Raw genomic sequence first — 17,634 nt, forward strand, 5'->3', positions numbered from 1 at the left:
ATGGCAAAAGATTTATTATTGGAGATTGGTTTAGAAGAGATGCCTGCTCATGTAGTAACAAAGAGTATGCAACAATTAGAGCAAAAAGTTAGTGAATTTTTAGCGACCGAAAAATTAGCTTTTTCTTCCATTAAGTCTTTCAGTACGCCGCGGCGCTTGGCTGTGCTGGTTAGTGAAGTAGCTGAAAAACAAGTCGATACCGAAGAAGAAGTAAAAGGCCCGGCTAAAAAAATTGCTTTGGATAGTGAAGGCAATTGGTCAAAAGCGGCAGAAGGTTTTGTAAGAGGGCAAGGTGTAACAACAGATGCGATCACTTTTAGAGAGTTAAAAGGGGTAGAATATGTTTATGTTACTAAATATGCTAAAGGAAAACCTGCAATAAAAGTATTATCTGGTTTAAAAGATGTGATTACTAGTCTCACTTTTCCAGTTACGATGCATTGGAATAAATATGATTTTGAATATATTCGACCAATTCACTGGGTTGTCGCTTTATTAGGCGAAGAAGTTGTTCCATTTTCAATTTTAGATGTTAAAACTGGTAATACTACTAGAGGACATCGTTTCTTAGGTGATGATGCAGTCTTGGAAAATGCTCAAGAATATGAAGCAAAGTTACAAGAACAATTTGTCATTGCTGATCCATTAAAACGAAAAGAAATGATTGTCGCCCAAATTGATGAATTAACTACTAAAAATGATTGGCAAGTTGAACTTGATGAAGATCTTCTAGAAGAAGTCAATAATTTAGTGGAGTATCCAACTGCTTTTGTAGGTGATTTTGAAGAACGCTTTTTGTCAGTACCAGAAGAAGTTTTAGTTACTTCTATGAAAGAACATCAACGTTATTTTGATGTTCGCAATAGTGCTGGTTTGTTGTTGCCTCATTTTATTTCTGCTCGTAATGGAAATGCAGTTAAACTAGACAATGTAGTAAAAGGAAATGAAAAAGTTTTAACTGCTCGTTTAGAAGATGCCGAATTTTTCTACAAAGAAGATCAAAAATTAACAATCGATGCTTGTGTGGAAAAACTAAAACAAGTTACTTTCCATGAAAAAATCGGTAGCATTTATGAAAAAATGCAGCGGGTTGCTGAAATCGCGCAAATTGTTGGAGAGACAGTTGGCTTAACAAGCGAACAATTGGAGGATTTAGCCCGCGCAGCAGAAATTTATAAATTTGATTTGGTCACCAACATGGTGGGAGAATTCCCTGAATTACAAGGTATCATGGGAGAAAAATATGCCTTATTACAAGGTGAAAAACCAAGCGTTGCCCAAGCTATACGTGAACATTATTTACCAATTTCTAGTGAAGGTGAACTACCCAAATCAGATATTGGCGCTGTTTTAGCAATCGCAGATAAGTTAGATAGCTTACTTTCTTTCTTTGCTGTCGGAATGATTCCAAGTGGCTCAAATGATCCTTACGCATTGCGCCGGCAAACTTATGGGATTGTAAGAATTATTGAAAACAGACATTGGGCCTTCCCATTAGTGGAGTTGCAAGCAAAAATTAGCGAAGTCATCAGCCAAGATGAAAAACGTTATGGTCTTAAATTAAATAGCGGTCAAACCGAAGTAGTTAATTTTGTAAAAGCACGTTTAAAACAGTTCTTAACGACGAAAAATCTCCGTCACGATGTAATTGATGCTGTTATTAATGCCGAACAAACCAACTTAAGTGCCCTCTTTTCTGCGGCTCAAATTTTACGTCAGCATTTAAACGATCCAGATTTTAAACCATCGATGGAAGCTTTAACGCGGGTTATTAATTTAGCTAAAAAAGCTGAGGTAGAAGATGCAAATGTTAAGCCAGAACTGTTTGATAACGACGCTGAAAAAGCGCTCTTTGATGCAGTGACGGATTTAGAAAATCGATTTGCTCGCCAAACAATGGCAGAAAATTACGAGGGTCTGACAGCTTTACGGCCGCTAATTGAAAACTACTTTGATCAAACAATGGTCATGGTAGAAGATGAAAAAGTGCGCCGTAATCGTTTGACGCAATTAAATAAAATCGCCAAAATGGCATTGGCATTGGCCAGCTTAGATGCGTTAATCACGAAGAATAATTAGAAATGTAATAATATAATCCGAAGTAATCTCTAAAAGTTGGCCTATGGGCTGATTTTTAGAGATTGTTTTTTATGTACAAAATAAAAAGACTGTAACAATTTTTATGTCACAGTCTTTTAGATAGCAGCTTATTTACGTTTTTGTTTACCGGCGTTTCGACCTTGTTTACCGGCATTACGATTTTTATTTTTCTTTGTATAATCGGCTACATTTGTTTTTATTTCTTTTGGTGTCACATCTTTTTTAGGTGGAGTGACAACGGTTTTTGGTGGATTTTTTTTCATTTCTGCTTGAACTTGAGCTTTAATACGCGGTTTCATAATGACGTTTGTAATAAAGGTTTGTAGACAGCTAATGAGACCACCGACTACCCAGTATAACGTCACACCAGCAGGAGCACTCATAGACATAAAAACAATCATCAATGGTGAAACAATCAACATTGAGCGCATCGTTTTCTTTTGTTCTTCTGGCACACCAATTTGTGAAATAAAACCTTGAATAAGATAAAATAACCCAGCAATTACCACGAGTACGATATTTGATTCGCCTAAGTTAATTCCTAAAAACGTTGCACTTTGAATACCGGGAGTAAAACGAGCAGTATAATACAATGCAGAGAAAATAGGCATTTGAATCAGTAACGGCAAACAACCCATGCCACCAAACATGCTGACACCATTTTCTTTGTAAACAGCTTGCATTTCTTGTTGGGCTTTCATTTGTTCTTCAGGAGAAGTCGCTGCTTTTAGTTTTGCTTGCGCTTGATCGATTTGTGGTTTTAAAAATTGCATTTTTTCTGATTGGACCATTGTTTGTTTTGATTGGTGAATTCCGAGTGGTAATAAAATAATACGCACAATAACTGTCACCATGATAATCGCTAAACCATAGCCCCAATTGAAGTCTTTAGCTAGATATTGTAAAAAGCCTCCTAGCGGTTCAACTAAAATTCGATATACGATGCCACTTTTATCAGGATTGCCGTTTTTATCCATCGAAACACAGCCCGATAGTGTAAGCATGATTCCCACTAGACCAGATGCTAATAGCCAGTTTTTTAATTTTGTCATTTGCTTCGTCCTTTACTTTGTAAATTTACACAAAAGTAATCATACTAGAAAAATAAGAAACTGTAAACGTGCTTCACAAAATATTCAAGAATTAGCGTCGCTTAAGTCGTTTAAAAAGATAAGAAAAAACAACTACTTATAAGTAAGTCTTTATTTGGCTCAAATAAAAAAGTAAGCTAAATAAAAAAGCGGCTAAGCCGCTAATGACCAAAAGTTACTTCAAAACTATCGCGATTTTTAATCATTGGATCATCGGTCAAATCAAGATATGTGACATGTCCGGCAGGTGAGGGGGAAGCTTTTACACCTTCAATGAATTTTGCCATCGCTTCAGTGGAACCAGTTGCTTCAATCCCAACAGATCCGTCTGCTTCATTCCAAACAGCACCGTGAATTCCTAATTGGTCTGCTAACATTTTAGTCGTATAACGAAAACCGACCCCTTGTACGCGTCCTTGAACATTCATTCTTACTTTGCGCATCACAATCACCTCTTTTTTATCATAATTTCATGATAGCTTTTTTCACGACTTCTCACAAGCAATCTGCTGAAAATGGTATAATAAGACGAGGTGAAACCATGAAAGAAATTCAATCCAATAAAAATCCACTGGTTAAGTCATTAAAAAAATTGCATCAAAAAAAATATCGCGATCAACAACAACAATATTTGTTAGAAGGATTCCATTTAGTGGAAGAAGCCCACAAAAGTGGTGCAGAGATTCAAACGATTTTAGTTAATGAGAGAGGTCAAAAAGAGGGTGCCTCTTTTTTAACAGCTTATCCTAATAACAGCTATTTAGTGACAGACAGTATTTTAAAAGAGCTCTCAGATCAACCGACACCCCAAGGAATCATTGCTGTTGTTACTAAAAGCCAACAGCAAACCGCTTTACAAAAAGGAGCTTGGATTTTATTAGATCGTGTCCAAGATCCCGGTAATGTGGGGACAATTATCCGTACGGCAGATGCTGCAGGTTATACTGGTGTTATTCTAGGGGAAGGTAGTGCAGATATATATAGTACTAAAGTTTTAAGAAGTATGCAGGGAAGTAACTTTCATTTGCCGGTAATTACTATGAGTTTGACGACTGCAATTGACGAATTAAAAAAATTAGCGGTGCCAATCTATGGCACAGAACTAAATAAAGAGGCTAAACCTTTCCACACAGTCCCAAAAGGGGATGTGGCTATTTTAGTGGGCAATGAAGGCCAAGGTGTGGCCAAAGAGTTGCTACAAATAACTGACCAAAATTTATATATTCCTATCTTTGGCCAAGCAGAATCTTTAAATGTAGGTGTAGCCGCAGGAATTTTACTTTATCATTTCAAATTGTAATAACTGAAATATTTTAAAGAACTGTTAAGCTTGAGGCCGCTTTCTTTAAAAGTTTAAAAAAGGTGCTATACTTACACTTGTACGAAAAAAAGATAAGCTAAAGGTGGCTATTTATTACATGACTGAAAACTGGCGCAAAGATTCTGAATATATGTCTTATGTCGCAGATTTACTGGCAACACCTGAAGTCCAAAAGTTGAGCCAATATAAACAACACGTCAATTCGACACGTTTAGAACATTCTATAAGTGTTTCTTATTACAGCTATAAATTAGCAAAAAAATGGGGCGCAAATGCTAAAGCAACGGCGAGAGCAGGTCTTTTACATGACTTGTTTTATTATGATTGGCGCACGACGAAATTTGATGAAGGTTCCCACGCCTATATGCACCCAAGAATTGCAATTAAGAATGCAGAAAAAATTACCGAATTATCTCCCCTAGAAAAAGATATCATTTTAAAACATATGTGGGGCGCAACAATTGCACCACCGAAGTATAAAGAAAGTTATATCGTTACTATGGTAGATAAATATTGTGCAATTAAAGAAGCGTCTGAACCAATGACTAAATCAATGCGATTGCGTTTTAATCATTTATTTGGGCGCAAAAATTCAATTTAAAACAATATAAAAGAGGTGTGACAAAAGTTGCTTTTGTCACACCTCTTTGTTTGTACTCATCATGGTCTAACCAACAAAAAATGACATTATCGAAATGAAAACAAAAAATGCTAGAATCAAACCACAGACAATGAGATGTCTTTTCTTATGCAAGGCAACGATTGCGATATATTCGCGTAAAAAAGCATTTGGTAGGTAATAAAGTGCTGTTTTTGCCCCAAGACCATCAGCTTTTAGTCCGGCTTGGCGAGCATAAATACCTGCGCGAAAAATATGGTAGTTGTTTGAAGTGAAAATTACGCGATAAGGTACAGGCTGACTTGTATCCATAATTTCTTTTGAAAACTGCATATTTTCTAAAGTAGTAGTTGATCGTTCTTCAATGAGGATGTCGCTTTCTGGTATGCCTTTTTCTTTTGCATAAGTTGCCATAGCAACACTTTCTGGCAACTTTTCATCAGCACCTTGACCACCAGACATTAAAATTTTCGCATGTTTACCTGCAACTTTTAGTTGATGCTGATAAAATTTTATCGCAACATCTATGCGTTTGGCTAAAAGGGGAGAAACACTATCACCATTTAAAAGTCCCGCTCCTAAGACGATAATGTAATCTTGGTTTGGCTTGGGATGATTAAACTGATATAAAATTGAGACGCTTAAAAAATTGAAGAAAACGAGTGCGAAATAAAACATCATAAACGGTAATGCCGCTAAAAGACTAGTTAACCATTCCGGTAGGCGCTGGGCAATGAAAAAGTCATAGACTAAAAAGAATGTTAAAAAGATAGCTAAGAGTAAAGTTAACATATTCGCCAGCGAACGGGATTCTCTTTTTAAGACGATTAGTGCATTCCAATAAAGAAAAACCAGTAATGATACAAAGCCAAAAATTAAAACTGCAGCTAAAAAGACAAACGCCAGCCCTAAAATGGCAAAAGCGACCACACTTGCGGTAATGCTTGCGTTATAGACTAAATAAATACCAAAAACAAAAATTAAAATATTGAACAGTAGGCCATTACGTAAGCGGGTTTTGTTTCTAAAATATTGCCATAAAAATATAGCGAGATAAAGAAGCGGTAAAATAAAGAAATAGCTGCCTTGTAAAATTTCAATGCCAGAAAAATAAAAAATTAAGCAAATACAGGTCCAGACTAAGCTAAAAAAGATTGTATCAGGATCTGGACTTTTCTTACGCCACGAAATAATAGCTAAAATACCGCCAATTAAAAAAATAAATAATAAAACTTCGGGTAAAAAATTCATACATTCAACTCCTTAATCTCTTTTTAGTATAGCGGATTACAACTCTTTTGGCTTGTGAAAAAGATATGATTTTTTAAAAAAGTTATTTTCTAGTACAATAAAGAAAAAGAGTAGTAGAAAGAAGGCAGAAGATGGAATTAGGTGAGATAAAAAAAGTCAATTTACCGGCTTTTACTGTGATTGGTAAAGAAGGTAGTGGTCTAGCAGCAGAAGGATCGTCATGGGTGCCGCTATTATGGGATAATGTCAATGAACATTTTGAAGAAATCGCAAAAAATGTTACGCTTACGCCCGATGAAATTCATCTATGGGGGTTGATGAGCGATGAAAATACCTGGCTTGCCCCTTGGCAAGAAGTGGGGCGTTATTTAGCAGGCATTGCAGTCCCCACGCATACAGAAGTACCTGCCGGCTGGCAAAAATGGCAGATACCAACAGCAGATTATTTTGTCATTAAAACAGATGTTGAAAATTTGGCGCCAATGACTGAGAAAATGTTACTAGAAGTTTTACCACAAAATAACGTAACTTTAAGTGGAGCTATCCAAGAACATTATTTACCAGAATTTGCTCCCGGGGAAGTGGAATTGTATTTTCCAGTTGTAGCAATTTAAAAGACCAAACCATAAAAAAGACGGTGTGACAAAATTCTTGTCACACCGTCTTTTTTTTTGAAATACAGGTTGTGACAAAATTTGTATTTGTCACAAAACTTTTAATTGCATTTAAAAAACAGATTGAATGAAATTTTCAACGCGACGGCCAAAAATAACGAAGATATTCGCTTTTTCTACCGCCTTATCAACAATAATATCTGTAGTGTGGGTTGGGGCTTTTTCTAAATAACCAAGCTCATCACCTTTTAGGCTGACACTTGCCTGCCCGATTACATCATCTTTTGCTACTGGAGCGGTAACAGCGTTGTCTTTTACTTTACTATCAAATTTTGGTGTAATTGTTAAATCGTTTTCGTTTAGATCATCTCGAACCCATAATGTCACGCTATCTTTTAAAGAAATGCTAGTTTTAAGTTGTTTACCATCAGTAACCGCAATTTCTTTTTGTCCAGGCAGTTTAGTACCACCTTTTAAAACTTCTTTTTGTTGCCAATGCTCATAGCAATAATCCATTAATTTCCCTGTTTCAACAAAACGTGCACTAGGATTATTTTTATGATCAGTAGCATTTAAGACGACAGTAATTAATCGTTGTCCATTTTTTTCAATTGTTCCGACAAAACAAGCGCCTGCTAGTTCTGTTGTACCAGTTTTAAGCCCATCGACGCCTTCTTTTGCGTTAATAAAACCTGGCAACATCCAATTCCAGTTGACCATTTCAACAGGTGATTGGGTATTAGCACCAAACATTTGTGTTGTTGTAGCTGAAACTTTTAAAATATCAGGATAGTCTTTAATTAAGTGACTGGCGACAATGGCCACATCGCGAGCAGATAGTAAATTTTCGGCATCTGGGCTAGAACCAGGATAGCGATTATCACCTAAATATTTATTATTCAAACCAGAAGCATTATAGATTTTAGCATCGTGAATACCCCATTTTTCTAATTGGCTACGCATTTGATCGACAAACTTTGCTTCTGAACCAGCAATTTTTTCAGCTAGAGCCACCACCGAAGCATTGGCTGATTGAATAACGGCAGAATCAAACAGTTCTTTTACGCTATATTCATTTTCTTTGTGTAAAGGGACATTGGAAAGATCCGGGGCAACACTTAGATTTGCAGCGTAATCAGAAATAGTCACTTTATCATCCCAATTTAATTTTCCGGCTTTAACAGCATCTTCAACTAAATAAAGACTGATAATTTTCGTAATCGAAGCAATTCCCATCGGTGTATCGCCATCTTGATTATAAAGTACTTTTCCTGTTTTGAAGTCTACGGCAATAGCGCCTTTTGCGGCTACTGAAAAATCATTTGTATTTTGGGCGGCGAAACTTTGGCTAGTAAAACCAAAAGTAGCACAAAACAGTAAAAGAGTAATCAGAATTTGTTGTATTTTTTTCATGATAAGCTCCTTTAATTAGACAATTAGACATTACAAGTTGTAATTTTAACAAAGAGTAGCAGACAAAACAATTCTTCTTCCAAAAGTTTCACAAAAAAGCTAAAAAAGCCACGATTAACCAGTTGAAGCAGACTTCTCAACTCGTTAATCGTGGCTAATTGAAACTTTTTATAGGGGACAATTAATTGCGATGGTGACTTTTTACGCGTACAGGAACTTTCTCCAATTGATTTTCGTCATTAATATAACGAAAAACTGCATAGGCTGAAATGCCCAATAATACGACCAAACTAAACATGGTAAATAGTGTAATCATCGTTGCAAGCATCAGCAAAACCTTCTTTCTATAAATTACTTGGCTACGGTTACAAATCCTCATAACAAGTATAACAATAATTATCTAATCGAGCCACTGGAATGTTTCTTTTTATCTATTTTAATTCTTCTCGGGATAAGATATGGTAAATACCATCCATTTCCGTTTCGTCATAAAAAGAAAGCTGGTCATTTTTTAAAAGAAAAGTTAATTTATAACCCATCTCATCTAAAAGAATCAGACGTTCTGGTGTCAATTCAACTAGCGTCGTTTTAACCGGCTGTCGATTACGGGTCAGATTCCAATTCTCATCAATGGTAAAGTGGACTTTTTCTAAAGGCGTCTGATAAAACCAACTTCCCACAAATGCTTTAGGTTCATGTTTATTTTTATGCCAGAAAATTGTACCAATTAGACCGGCTAACAGTGAAATTCCTAACATTAATGGTAAATTTTTTTTCATCAGGCGCGCCTCCTTTTTTATGATGGGAGTAGTATAGCATAAGAAATTTAAGCGGCCCTCGGTCTAAGGTTGGAGATTGTCGGTTTTTCCTTTTTTTGTTAGGATTTAGCTGGTAGGTGAGAAGATGAAGTATGAAAATATTCAAATGGCTTATTTTATCAGAAGAGATAATCGGTTTATTTGTCATTGTCAATTAATAAATAATAAAAAAATCGTCACGGTCCATGTGAAAAATACAGGCCGTGGTAAAGAAATTTTAATCACAGGTGCTTTAGTCGCATTAAATTATCAACCGGGTCCAAAACGGAAAACCGCATATGATTTAGTGGCGGTAAAAAAAGAAACGATGTGGATTAATATTGATAGTCAGCTCCCCAATCAATTAGCCTATGATGGTATTTTAAGTGGAAAAATTGTGTTGCCGCATTTTCCTGGTCAGCTTTTGTCTTTAAAAAGAGAAGTTACGTATGGCAATTCTAAATTTGATTTGTTTGCAATAAGCGATACTGGCGCCAAAGCATTTATTGAAGTAAAAGGCATGACCTTAGAAAATAAGGAGATAGGAGCTTTTCCAGATGCGCCGACTGTAAGGGGCTTAAAGCATGTCAATGAACTTCAAGTAGCTTATGATGCGGGATACTTTTCTTATGTATTGTTTATTGTCCAATTTGAAAAAATTCGGCTAGCTACTATTCACAATGCAATGCAACCACAATTAGCTACAAGTTTTGCCACCGCAATGGCAGACGGCGTGGAAGTTTTAGCGTATAATTGTAAAGTAGACCCTCAAGAAGTAACATTAAAAAAACAGGTACCCTTTGATTTGACGTATCCTTTTGTTGATCCTAATGCATTGGCTGACTAGCAGCTATCAAAAGCGGTTGTTACTGTTTAATTTTAGAAAATAAAGGAGCGAAACTTATGATTAATTTAGGTATTATTGGTACAAACTGGATTACCCATCAATTTGTAGAAGCGGCACTTGCAACCAAAAAATACGACTTAGTAGCAGTGTATTCCCGTTCATTGGAAAAAGCGCAAGAATTTGGCGCACGGTATCACAAAGACATAGCGTACACAACGGATTTAAAAACTTTTTTTAATTTAGCCCATTTGCACACTGTCTATATTGCATCTCCAAATGCCCTTCATTTTGAGCAAGCCAAGGCTGCTATTTTGGCAGGTAAAAATGTGATTGTCGAAAAACCAGCATTTTCGACCCCAAAAGAAATAGATGAAATAATTGAATTAGCTAACCTGCATAATGTCTACTTCTTTGAAGCAGCCCGCAATATTCATGAAAAAGCATTTGATACCATTAGCGATTTTTTACCTTTAAAAGATCGAATTATTGGCGCCAACTTTACTTTTATGAAATATTCTTCCCGCTATGATGCAGTTTTAGATGGGCTAGAACCAAATATATTTTCACCAAAATTTTCCGGTGGCTCACTTATGGATTTAGGTGTTTACCCTCTTTATGCAACACTAGGATGGTTTGGTGTTCCCAATGAAAGTCATTATTTTATGCGGAAAATTGCTACTGATGTCGATGGTATCGGTACTATTATTTTACGCTATGATTTATTTGATGTTACGATTCAACAAGGCAAGATTGGAGATTCTTTCTTACCGTCTGAAATTTATTTTGATAATGGCACATTAACGTTAAATGGCATTAACTCTTTTGAAAAAGCAGAATTTTATGATCGTAATACCAAGAAACGATTGCTGTTGCCAATCACATTAAAAGAAAATCCAATGGAAGAAGAGGCATTGGCCTTTGCGAATGTGCTGAACAATCCAACGGACAAAATGCAAGGTATTTTATATGAAGAGTGGGTTGAGTTGGCGCGTAATGTAAACCAACTAATTTATGATTTACGCCAAAAAGCAGGTATTCGCTTTACTGCTGATCAAAAAGATGAGGAAAAAAATTCATGATGTTAGAGAAACTACCCGGAACACTTTTACAACAATGGCAAAAAGCCGGCTATCAAAAACCATCTTTAATTCAAGAACGAGTTTTTGAACCTTTGAAAGAAAAAAAGAACGTAGTCGGAGTTGCTCCTACTGGTTCTGGTAAGACAGTCGCATATTTATTACCTATTTTAATGCAACTAAATTCAGGTGAAGGAAATCAGCTGTTGATTTTAACTGCGTCACAAGAATTAGCAATGCAAGTAGTAGAAACAGCTCGTTTTTGGACAGAAAAGATGGGTTTAAAGGTTCAACCATTAATTGGCGGGGCCAATACAAAACGACAGTTAGAAAAGTTGAAGGAAAAACCAGAGATTTTAGTGGGCACAGCCGGACGCGTGTTAGAGTTAATGAAATCAAAAAAAATCAAAAGCCATCAGCTACAGACAGTGGTTTTTGATGAAGCAGATCAACTCTTAACCGGTCAAGCACTAGAAATTGCTCAGGGAATTTTGCAATATTTGGATAATTCTTGTCAGTTAAATTTCTTTTCTGCCACCGCCTTAAATGTTATGCCGGAAATAAAAACAATTACAAAAGATAACTTCACTTTAATCGATGTCACAAAAGAAGATGCAAGCCAAGGAGAAGTCAATCACTTTTATCTCATTACTTCTAAACGTAAAAAGGCCGACACAATCCGGAAGTTACTCCATGTCAAAGACTTTCGTAGTTTGATCTTTTTCAATGAAGTAGCCGAACTAGGCGCCGTCGCTGAAAAATTACAGTTTCATCAATTACCCGTTGCAACTCTTGCTTCAGATCAAAATAAGTTGTTACGTAAAACTGCCTTAAATGCTTTTCGAACAGCGAAAATTAATGGTTTATTAACCACCGATGTAGCAGCGCGGGGACTGGATTTAGCTGATTTACCTATGGTAGTCAATGCAGAAGTGCCAATGGATGATGCTAGCTACCTACATCGCGCTGGGCGGGTAGGTCGAATGGGAAAAAAAGGTACTGTGATAACCTTAGTAGCAGAAAATGAATTGTCTTATTTGAAAAAGATGACAAAAAAATTGGCACTACCCTTAACAGAAATTTATCTGTATAAAGGAAACTTAGTGACTGAGCGTCCACTGAGTGCTACAAATGAGAAAAACACACAGAATTTACCAAAAGAAAAACACAAAGATATAGAAAAAGTGCACACTAGTGTAAGCACTGAGAAAAAGAAAAAGAAAAAACGGCACAGTAAACAAAAAAATATTGGGAAAAGGCGCGTTTAGCGCCTTTTTTTGTGCTATTCTTAGAGTGTAAAAAATTTAGGCAAGGAGCTTGTCATGAATTCACGAAAAGAAGAAATTTTACACACATTAGAAATGCGCAAACAAGGCATGACGGCAGTTCAAATTGGGGAGTTACTAAATATTGATCGTACGAATGCGAGTCGCTATTTAAATGAGTTGGCAAAAGAGCAGCGGATTGTCAAAAATTCAGGTCGCCCAGTTATTTATGAGCCACTATCTGAAGAACAAGTTCACGTTGACAATTCTTCTGCGGTAACCTTTGATGCTTTAGTTGGTGAAAAGGGTTCTTTAAAAGTCGCGATTCAGCAAGCGAAAGCTGCAATTTTATATCCACCACGAGGCTTGCATACGATTATTTTTGGCGATACAGGTACCGGTAAATCGCTTTTTGCTGAGTGTATGTATCAATTTGCTTTAAAGTCGCAAACTTTAAAAAAAGATGCGCCCTTTGTCTCCTTTAACTGTGCCGATTATGCCCAAAACCCGCAACTGCTTTTTGGTCATATTTTTGGGATAAAAAAAGGTGCTTATACAGGGGCTAATGAAGACAGTCCTGGCTTAATTGCTAAAGCAGATAATGGAATTTTATTTCTTGATGAAATTCATCGTTTACCCCCAGAAGGCCAAGAAATGCTATTTACCTTCATTGATAAAGGTGTGTATCGACCCTTAGGAGAAAGTAATAAGACCTATGAAGCAGCGGTTCAAATTATTGGGGCAACAACGGAGTCTTCCGAGAATTTTTTAACTACCTTTAATCGCCGCATCCCGATGTCTATTACATTACCAAGTATTAAGGCACGCTCACTAGATGAACGGTATGAGATTATTACTTTATTCATTAAACAAGAAGCCAATCGCCTCAAACAAAAAATTGAAGTAGAACAAGATGCTATTATTGCTTTTATGTTGTATCAAGCAGAAGGAAATATCGGTCAAATTAAACGTGATTTAAAACTGGTTTGTGCCAAAGCCTTCTTACATTATCGGACTAAGCAACAAAATACTCTTTTAATTCGTAAAGAAGACTTATCACTGCCGGTTCAAAAAGGACTACTGATGCGTAAAGATCATAGCGATGATTTAAAACAATTCTTAGAAGGAAAAGGTAGTCTGCTTAGTTTTGAACCAGGCGCCACTGAAGTAGTGTGGAGCCAAGATCCAGAACGCAACATGCAAGTTTATAATGCGATTGAAGAAAAGGTGACAACTTTAGCTAATCAAGATTTAAATAATGTCGATTTAGAGCAGCTAATCTTAGGGGATGTCGATGCTTATTTTGAAACGTATGTCGAAGAATTGACCCAAAGTTCTTTGCATAAAGAGTTATTGCCAAAAGAAATTTGGCAATTAACCAGCGAGTTATATGAAGTCGCTGAAGAGCGCTTGGAACGAAAATACAATGAAAAAGCTCGTTTTGCCTTTGCCTTACATTTGCAAAGTACGATTGAACGGTTAAAAGATGGTCACACGATTATTCACCCTGACTTAAATAATATCCGTAAAAACTTCAAACAAGAATTTCAAGTTGCGCTAGATCTATCAACGATTATTGAAGATCGTTGTCAAATTGAAATTCCTTTTGATGAAATTGGATTTATCAGTATGTTTTTATCCATTCAAGTGGGACAAAATACACCACTACCAGAGAGAAATGTGGAAGTTATCGTTTTAATGCACGGTAAACAAACTGCAACGTCGATGCTTGAAACAGCGCAAGAATTATTGGATACAAAAACTGGTGTGGCTTTTAATATGAGTTTAGATATGGAAGTCCAAACGATTTATAACCAACTCCTACAATACGTCCAAGAAAATACTGGTAAGTGGAACGGGGGTATTTTGCTACTGACAGATATGGGGTCTTTGAATTCATTTGGGGATTTGATTTATGAAGAAACTGGTATCCGCACTAAAGCTGTTTCAATGACAAGTACAATGGTTGTCTTAGAAGCATTAAGAATGGTGGATATGGGAAGAACGTTAGAAGATATTTACCAAAATACCCTCTTGTCATTTAAAGCTATTGTAAAAGATGAATTCAATTTGCATAAACAAAAGCAAAAGAAAGCTGTTGTAGTTACGTGTTTTACCGGTGAAGGTGTCGCAAGTAAGCTTTACGATAGAATTGTACCGGTAGTAGATCAAAGCCAAACCGAAGTGATTCAAATGCAATTTATTGAAAAAAATGCTTTCTTACAACATATTGATGCGCTAATGACAGAGTATGAGATTAAAGCAATCGCAGGAACAGTAGAAATTGATTATCAAAATATTCCTTTCTTTTCGGCTTATGAAATATTTGATAACGAGCGATTGCGTGTATTAAAACAAATTGTTAATGATGAAATCTCTCTTGAAAAAATTGGAAAATCTTTGCAAGAAGCTTTGACCAGTGTAAGTGGGGTTGAACAGTTGATGATACAATTACAACAACTTTTGCATCATGTGGAAGGCCAAATGCACGCTGTTTTAGAGCCGAGTGTTGATGCGGGAATTATGATTCATCTGGCCTTTTTAGTCGATAATTTACGCAATGGTGGCACGTCACGGCGCTTTGATAACTTAGCAGCTTTTCAAAAAAAATATCGTTTGGAATGTGACTTATTAAAAACGAGCTTAATGCCAATTGCCAAAAATTATCAAGTAGAGTTTAGCGATGATGAAATTGCTTATGTTGTGCAAATGATTCAACAAAATAAAATCAGTAGTGCGTATGCGCTTACACGCAATGATTAGTGTGTAAATAGTGTGTGCTATCTGTGTATTAAAAAACAACGATTAAAACGCTTTAATAACAGTGTTTTAATCGTTTTTTTATTTTGGCACGCTTTTTGCATTATAGTTAAGTGTAAGATAAATGAAAAAGAGGTGAGATAAAATGGCAAAAGAAACAATTATGTTAGTTTGTTCAGCGGGGATGAGTACAAGTTTACTTGTTACAAAGATGGAAAAAGCTGCCGAAGCAAAAGGAATTGACGCCGATATTTTCGCGGTTTCAGCATCTGAAGCAGACAACATTTTAGAAGAAAAAAATGTTGATGTCTTGCTACTTGGCCCACAAGTTCGCTTTATGAAAGCACAATTTGAACAAAAAGTTGCACCAAAAGGCATCAAACTAGATGTAATCAACATGGCCGATTACGGCATGATGAATGGTGAAAAAGTTTTAGCGCAAGCTGAAAAATTGATGAATGAAGAATAATCATAAGGAGGGAATTTTGTGGGAGAACAACAAAACTTAGAAGCCATCATGGGTTTAATCATGTATGGCGGCAATGCCAAAAGCGATGCCATGGAAGCAATTCAAGCCGCTAAAAAAGGTGATTTTGAATTAGCAGACCAAAAAATCGCAGATGCAGAAAATTCTCTGACTGAAGCGCATCATTCACAAACCAATATGTTGACCCAAGAAGCACAAGGAAAACATGTTGATGTGACACTTTTAACTGTTCACAGTCAAGATCATTTAATGACAGCTATTGCGGTAACTGATTTAGCTAAAGAAGTAATTGATGTTTATCGTAAAATGGCTGAAATGACTGCTGACAAATAAGAATCAAATTCGATTTATAAAGCGTTAGTACACTGCTGAGCAGGTGAGCAGTTTAATTCATCTTTTTTATCGTGGTTGTTTGTTAAAAGATGGCACCTGTAATCTTTTTATTAGGAGGAAATAAAATGGACGCATTAACAGCGTGGTTAGAAAAACACGTGCTTCCAATCGCAGCAAAAATTGGGGCCCAAAAACATTTAGTTGCTTTGCGGGATGCCTTCATCGGCACAATGCCAGCAACAATGGCAGGTTCAGTAGCCGTTATGATCAACGCAATTATTCGTGATTTACCTGGTCAGTTCATCTCAACTTGGGGTGCAAGCATTGCTGAAGGAAAAGGTATTTTTGCTCTTATTAGTACGATCATTACAATTAATGGTTACGTTTGGAATGGTACATTGGCAATTGCCGGGATTATCTTCGCCTTTTCTTGGGGCTTTAACTTAGCTCGTGCTTACGGCGTTAATGACTTAGCCGGTGGTATTGTTTCTTTAGCGGCTGCTATTTCTGGTGTGACATATTCATACTCAGGAACATTAGCACAAAAAGTTCCTGCTGATTTGGTTGACCAAATTAACGCAAACTCTGCTACAAGTGGTTGGTCTGCAACTGCTGATGGCATTACTGCAAATGCATGGGGATGGATTCCATTAAACAATATGGATGCCAACTTCTACTTCACAGCGATGATTGTTGGTTTTGTGGCAAGCATTATCTTCTGTAAATTAATGCTAGCAAACATTACGATTAAAATGCCTGAACAAGTACCACCTGCAGTATCAAAAGCTTTTGCAGCGATTATTCCTGCGACAGCAGCTTTATATGTAGTAGCAATTTTCTACTGGATCTTCTCTAAACTAGTTCCAGGTATGACATTATTAGCTTGGATTCAAGAAATGATTGCCAAACCATTATTAGGCTTCTCCCAAGGTTATGGTGCGGTATTAATCGTAACATTGTTTGTTCAATTATTCTGGTTCTTTGGTATTCATGGTACCAACGTATTAGCACCAATTTTAGAAGGTGTCTTCTCAGTAGCCCAACTTAAAAACGTTAACTTGTTCCAAGAAGGCGGTATGTCTGCAGTCTTAGACGACGGTTACAAATGGGTTCGTGGTTCATTTGATATTTACGCATGGTTTGGTGGCGCCGGTGGTACATTAATGTTACTAATCGCAATTTTAATCTTCTCAAAACGAGCAGATTACCGTGCAGTTGGTACATTAGGTGTCGGTCCTGGTCTCTTCAATATCAACGAACCAGTTATGTTCGGGATGCCAATCGTATTAAACGCATTGCTATTTATCCCTTACATTTTAGCACCACTAGTATCTGTTTCAATTGGTTTCTTTGCAACACAAGCTGGTTGGGTAAACCCAGTGTCACAACAAGTTGTTTGGGTAACACCACCAATCTTAAACGCATTACTTGCAACAGCAATGGACTGGCGCGCGGTTGTCGTATCAGTAATTTGTATGGCTGTAACTTTTGTAATCTATGCACCATTTGTGATTGCAGCGAATAAAGTACAACCAACTGATCTTTAAAATGATTGAAGAACTGTTTTCGCTTCCCAAAGAGGTGGAAGCAGTTCTTTTCTTCTCAGAGAAGTTGTGAGAAAATGAAATTGAAAACGGTATAAATTATTTAACAAACGAGT

At 36.6% G+C, this 17,634-nt stretch carries 17 protein-coding genes; 11 read left to right on the forward strand and 6 right to left on the reverse strand.

Annotation, left to right across the window (positions count from 1 at the left end):
• Entirely contained in the window at positions 1 to 2,079 is a 2,079-nt protein-coding gene (gene glyS / locus RU96_RS01105; RefSeq protein WP_071863703.1) for a glycine--tRNA ligase subunit beta, read from the forward strand.
• 128 nt (positions 2,080 to 2,207) lie between these two features.
• Here the strand turns inward: glyS and yidC are convergent, their stop codons facing one another.
• Both yidC and RU96_RS01115 read right to left on the reverse strand, forming a co-directional pair.
• Positions 2,208 to 3,152 carry a membrane protein insertase YidC gene (gene yidC / locus RU96_RS01110; RefSeq protein ID WP_071863704.1) on the reverse strand — a complete coding sequence of 315 codons (945 nt, stop codon included), beginning with the start codon at positions 3,150 to 3,152 and terminating at the stop codon, positions 2,208 to 2,210.
• Positions 3,153 to 3,352: 200 nt separating this feature from the next.
• Positions 3,353 to 3,634 carry an acylphosphatase gene (locus RU96_RS01115; protein WP_071863705.1) on the reverse strand — a complete coding sequence of 94 codons (282 nt, stop codon included), beginning with the start codon at positions 3,632 to 3,634 and terminating at the stop codon, positions 3,353 to 3,355.
• A gap of 98 nt (positions 3,635 to 3,732) precedes the next feature.
• On the opposite strand from RU96_RS01115, the gene RU96_RS01120 reads away from it, so the two are divergent.
• Both RU96_RS01120 and RU96_RS01125 read left to right on the forward strand, forming a co-directional pair.
• Entirely contained in the window at positions 3,733 to 4,491 is a 759-nt protein-coding gene (locus tag RU96_RS01120) for a TrmH family RNA methyltransferase (protein WP_071863706.1), read from the forward strand.
• A 118-nt stretch (positions 4,492 to 4,609) separates the two neighbouring features.
• Positions 4,610 to 5,113, forward strand: a complete 504-nt coding sequence (locus RU96_RS01125) for an HD domain-containing protein (protein ID WP_071863707.1) — start codon at positions 4,610 to 4,612, stop codon at positions 5,111 to 5,113.
• A gap of 66 nt (positions 5,114 to 5,179) precedes the next feature.
• Here the strand turns inward: RU96_RS01125 and RU96_RS01130 are convergent, their stop codons facing one another.
• Positions 5,180 to 6,382 carry a YdcF family protein gene (locus RU96_RS01130; RefSeq protein WP_071863708.1) on the reverse strand — a complete coding sequence of 401 codons (1,203 nt, stop codon included), beginning with the start codon at positions 6,380 to 6,382 and terminating at the stop codon, positions 5,180 to 5,182.
• Between the two features lie 131 nt (positions 6,383 to 6,513).
• On the opposite strand from RU96_RS01130, the gene RU96_RS01135 reads away from it, so the two are divergent.
• On the forward strand, positions 6,514 to 6,996 hold the full coding sequence (locus RU96_RS01135) for a GyrI-like domain-containing protein (RefSeq protein ID WP_071863709.1): 483 nt from the start codon (positions 6,514 to 6,516) through the stop codon (positions 6,994 to 6,996).
• 111 nt (positions 6,997 to 7,107) lie between these two features.
• On the opposite strand, the gene RU96_RS01140 is transcribed toward RU96_RS01135, so the two are convergent.
• From RU96_RS01140 to RU96_RS01145, 3 genes are all read right to left on the reverse strand, one after another.
• Entirely contained in the window at positions 7,108 to 8,409 is a 1,302-nt protein-coding gene (locus RU96_RS01140) for a serine hydrolase (RefSeq protein ID WP_071863710.1), read from the reverse strand.
• Positions 8,410 to 8,590: 181 nt separating this feature from the next.
• On the reverse strand, positions 8,591 to 8,737 hold the full coding sequence (locus tag RU96_RS12995; RefSeq protein ID WP_016172419.1) for a hypothetical protein: 147 nt from the start codon (positions 8,735 to 8,737) through the stop codon (positions 8,591 to 8,593).
• A gap of 103 nt (positions 8,738 to 8,840) precedes the next feature.
• Positions 8,841 to 9,188, reverse strand: a complete 348-nt coding sequence (locus tag RU96_RS01145) for a DUF4828 domain-containing protein (protein WP_071863711.1) — start codon at positions 9,186 to 9,188, stop codon at positions 8,841 to 8,843.
• Positions 9,189 to 9,312: 124 nt separating this feature from the next.
• Between RU96_RS01145 and sfsA the strand changes: the two genes are divergently transcribed.
• From sfsA to RU96_RS01180, 7 genes are all read left to right on the forward strand, one after another.
• On the forward strand, positions 9,313 to 10,053 hold the full coding sequence (gene sfsA / locus RU96_RS01150) for a DNA/RNA nuclease SfsA (protein ID WP_071863712.1): 741 nt from the start codon (positions 9,313 to 9,315) through the stop codon (positions 10,051 to 10,053).
• 56 nt (positions 10,054 to 10,109) lie between these two features.
• A complete protein-coding gene (locus RU96_RS01155) occupies positions 10,110 to 11,132 on the forward strand; it encodes a Gfo/Idh/MocA family protein (protein WP_071863713.1) in 1,023 nt (340 codons plus the stop codon).
• Positions 11,129 to 12,397, forward strand: a complete 1,269-nt coding sequence (locus RU96_RS01160; RefSeq protein ID WP_071863714.1) for a DEAD/DEAH box helicase — start codon at positions 11,129 to 11,131, stop codon at positions 12,395 to 12,397. Before RU96_RS01155 ends, RU96_RS01160 begins: the two co-directional genes overlap by 4 nt.
• Before the next feature lie 54 nt (positions 12,398 to 12,451).
• Complete coding sequence (locus RU96_RS01165) at positions 12,452 to 15,157, forward strand: sigma-54-dependent transcriptional regulator (protein WP_071863715.1); 2,706 nt, start codon at positions 12,452 to 12,454, stop codon at positions 15,155 to 15,157.
• A gap of 142 nt (positions 15,158 to 15,299) precedes the next feature.
• The gene (locus RU96_RS01170; RefSeq protein ID WP_071863716.1) at positions 15,300 to 15,623 is read left to right on the forward strand and encodes a PTS sugar transporter subunit IIB; all 324 of its coding nucleotides are present in this window, start codon (positions 15,300 to 15,302) and stop codon (positions 15,621 to 15,623) included.
• A gap of 48 nt (positions 15,624 to 15,671) precedes the next feature.
• Positions 15,672 to 15,974, forward strand: a complete 303-nt coding sequence (locus RU96_RS01175; protein WP_379924011.1) for a PTS lactose/cellobiose transporter subunit IIA — start codon at positions 15,672 to 15,674, stop codon at positions 15,972 to 15,974.
• 125 nt (positions 15,975 to 16,099) lie between these two features.
• Positions 16,100 to 17,521, forward strand: coding sequence for a PTS sugar transporter subunit IIC (locus RU96_RS01180; RefSeq protein WP_071863718.1), 1,422 nt, complete (start codon positions 16,100 to 16,102; stop codon positions 17,519 to 17,521).
• The last annotated feature ends 113 nt before the right edge of the window (positions 17,522 to 17,634 follow it).

The sequence above is a fragment of the Enterococcus canintestini genome (genome assembly GCF_001885735.1).
Classification (GTDB): Bacteria; Bacillota; Bacilli; order Lactobacillales; family Enterococcaceae; genus Enterococcus_C; species Enterococcus_C canintestini.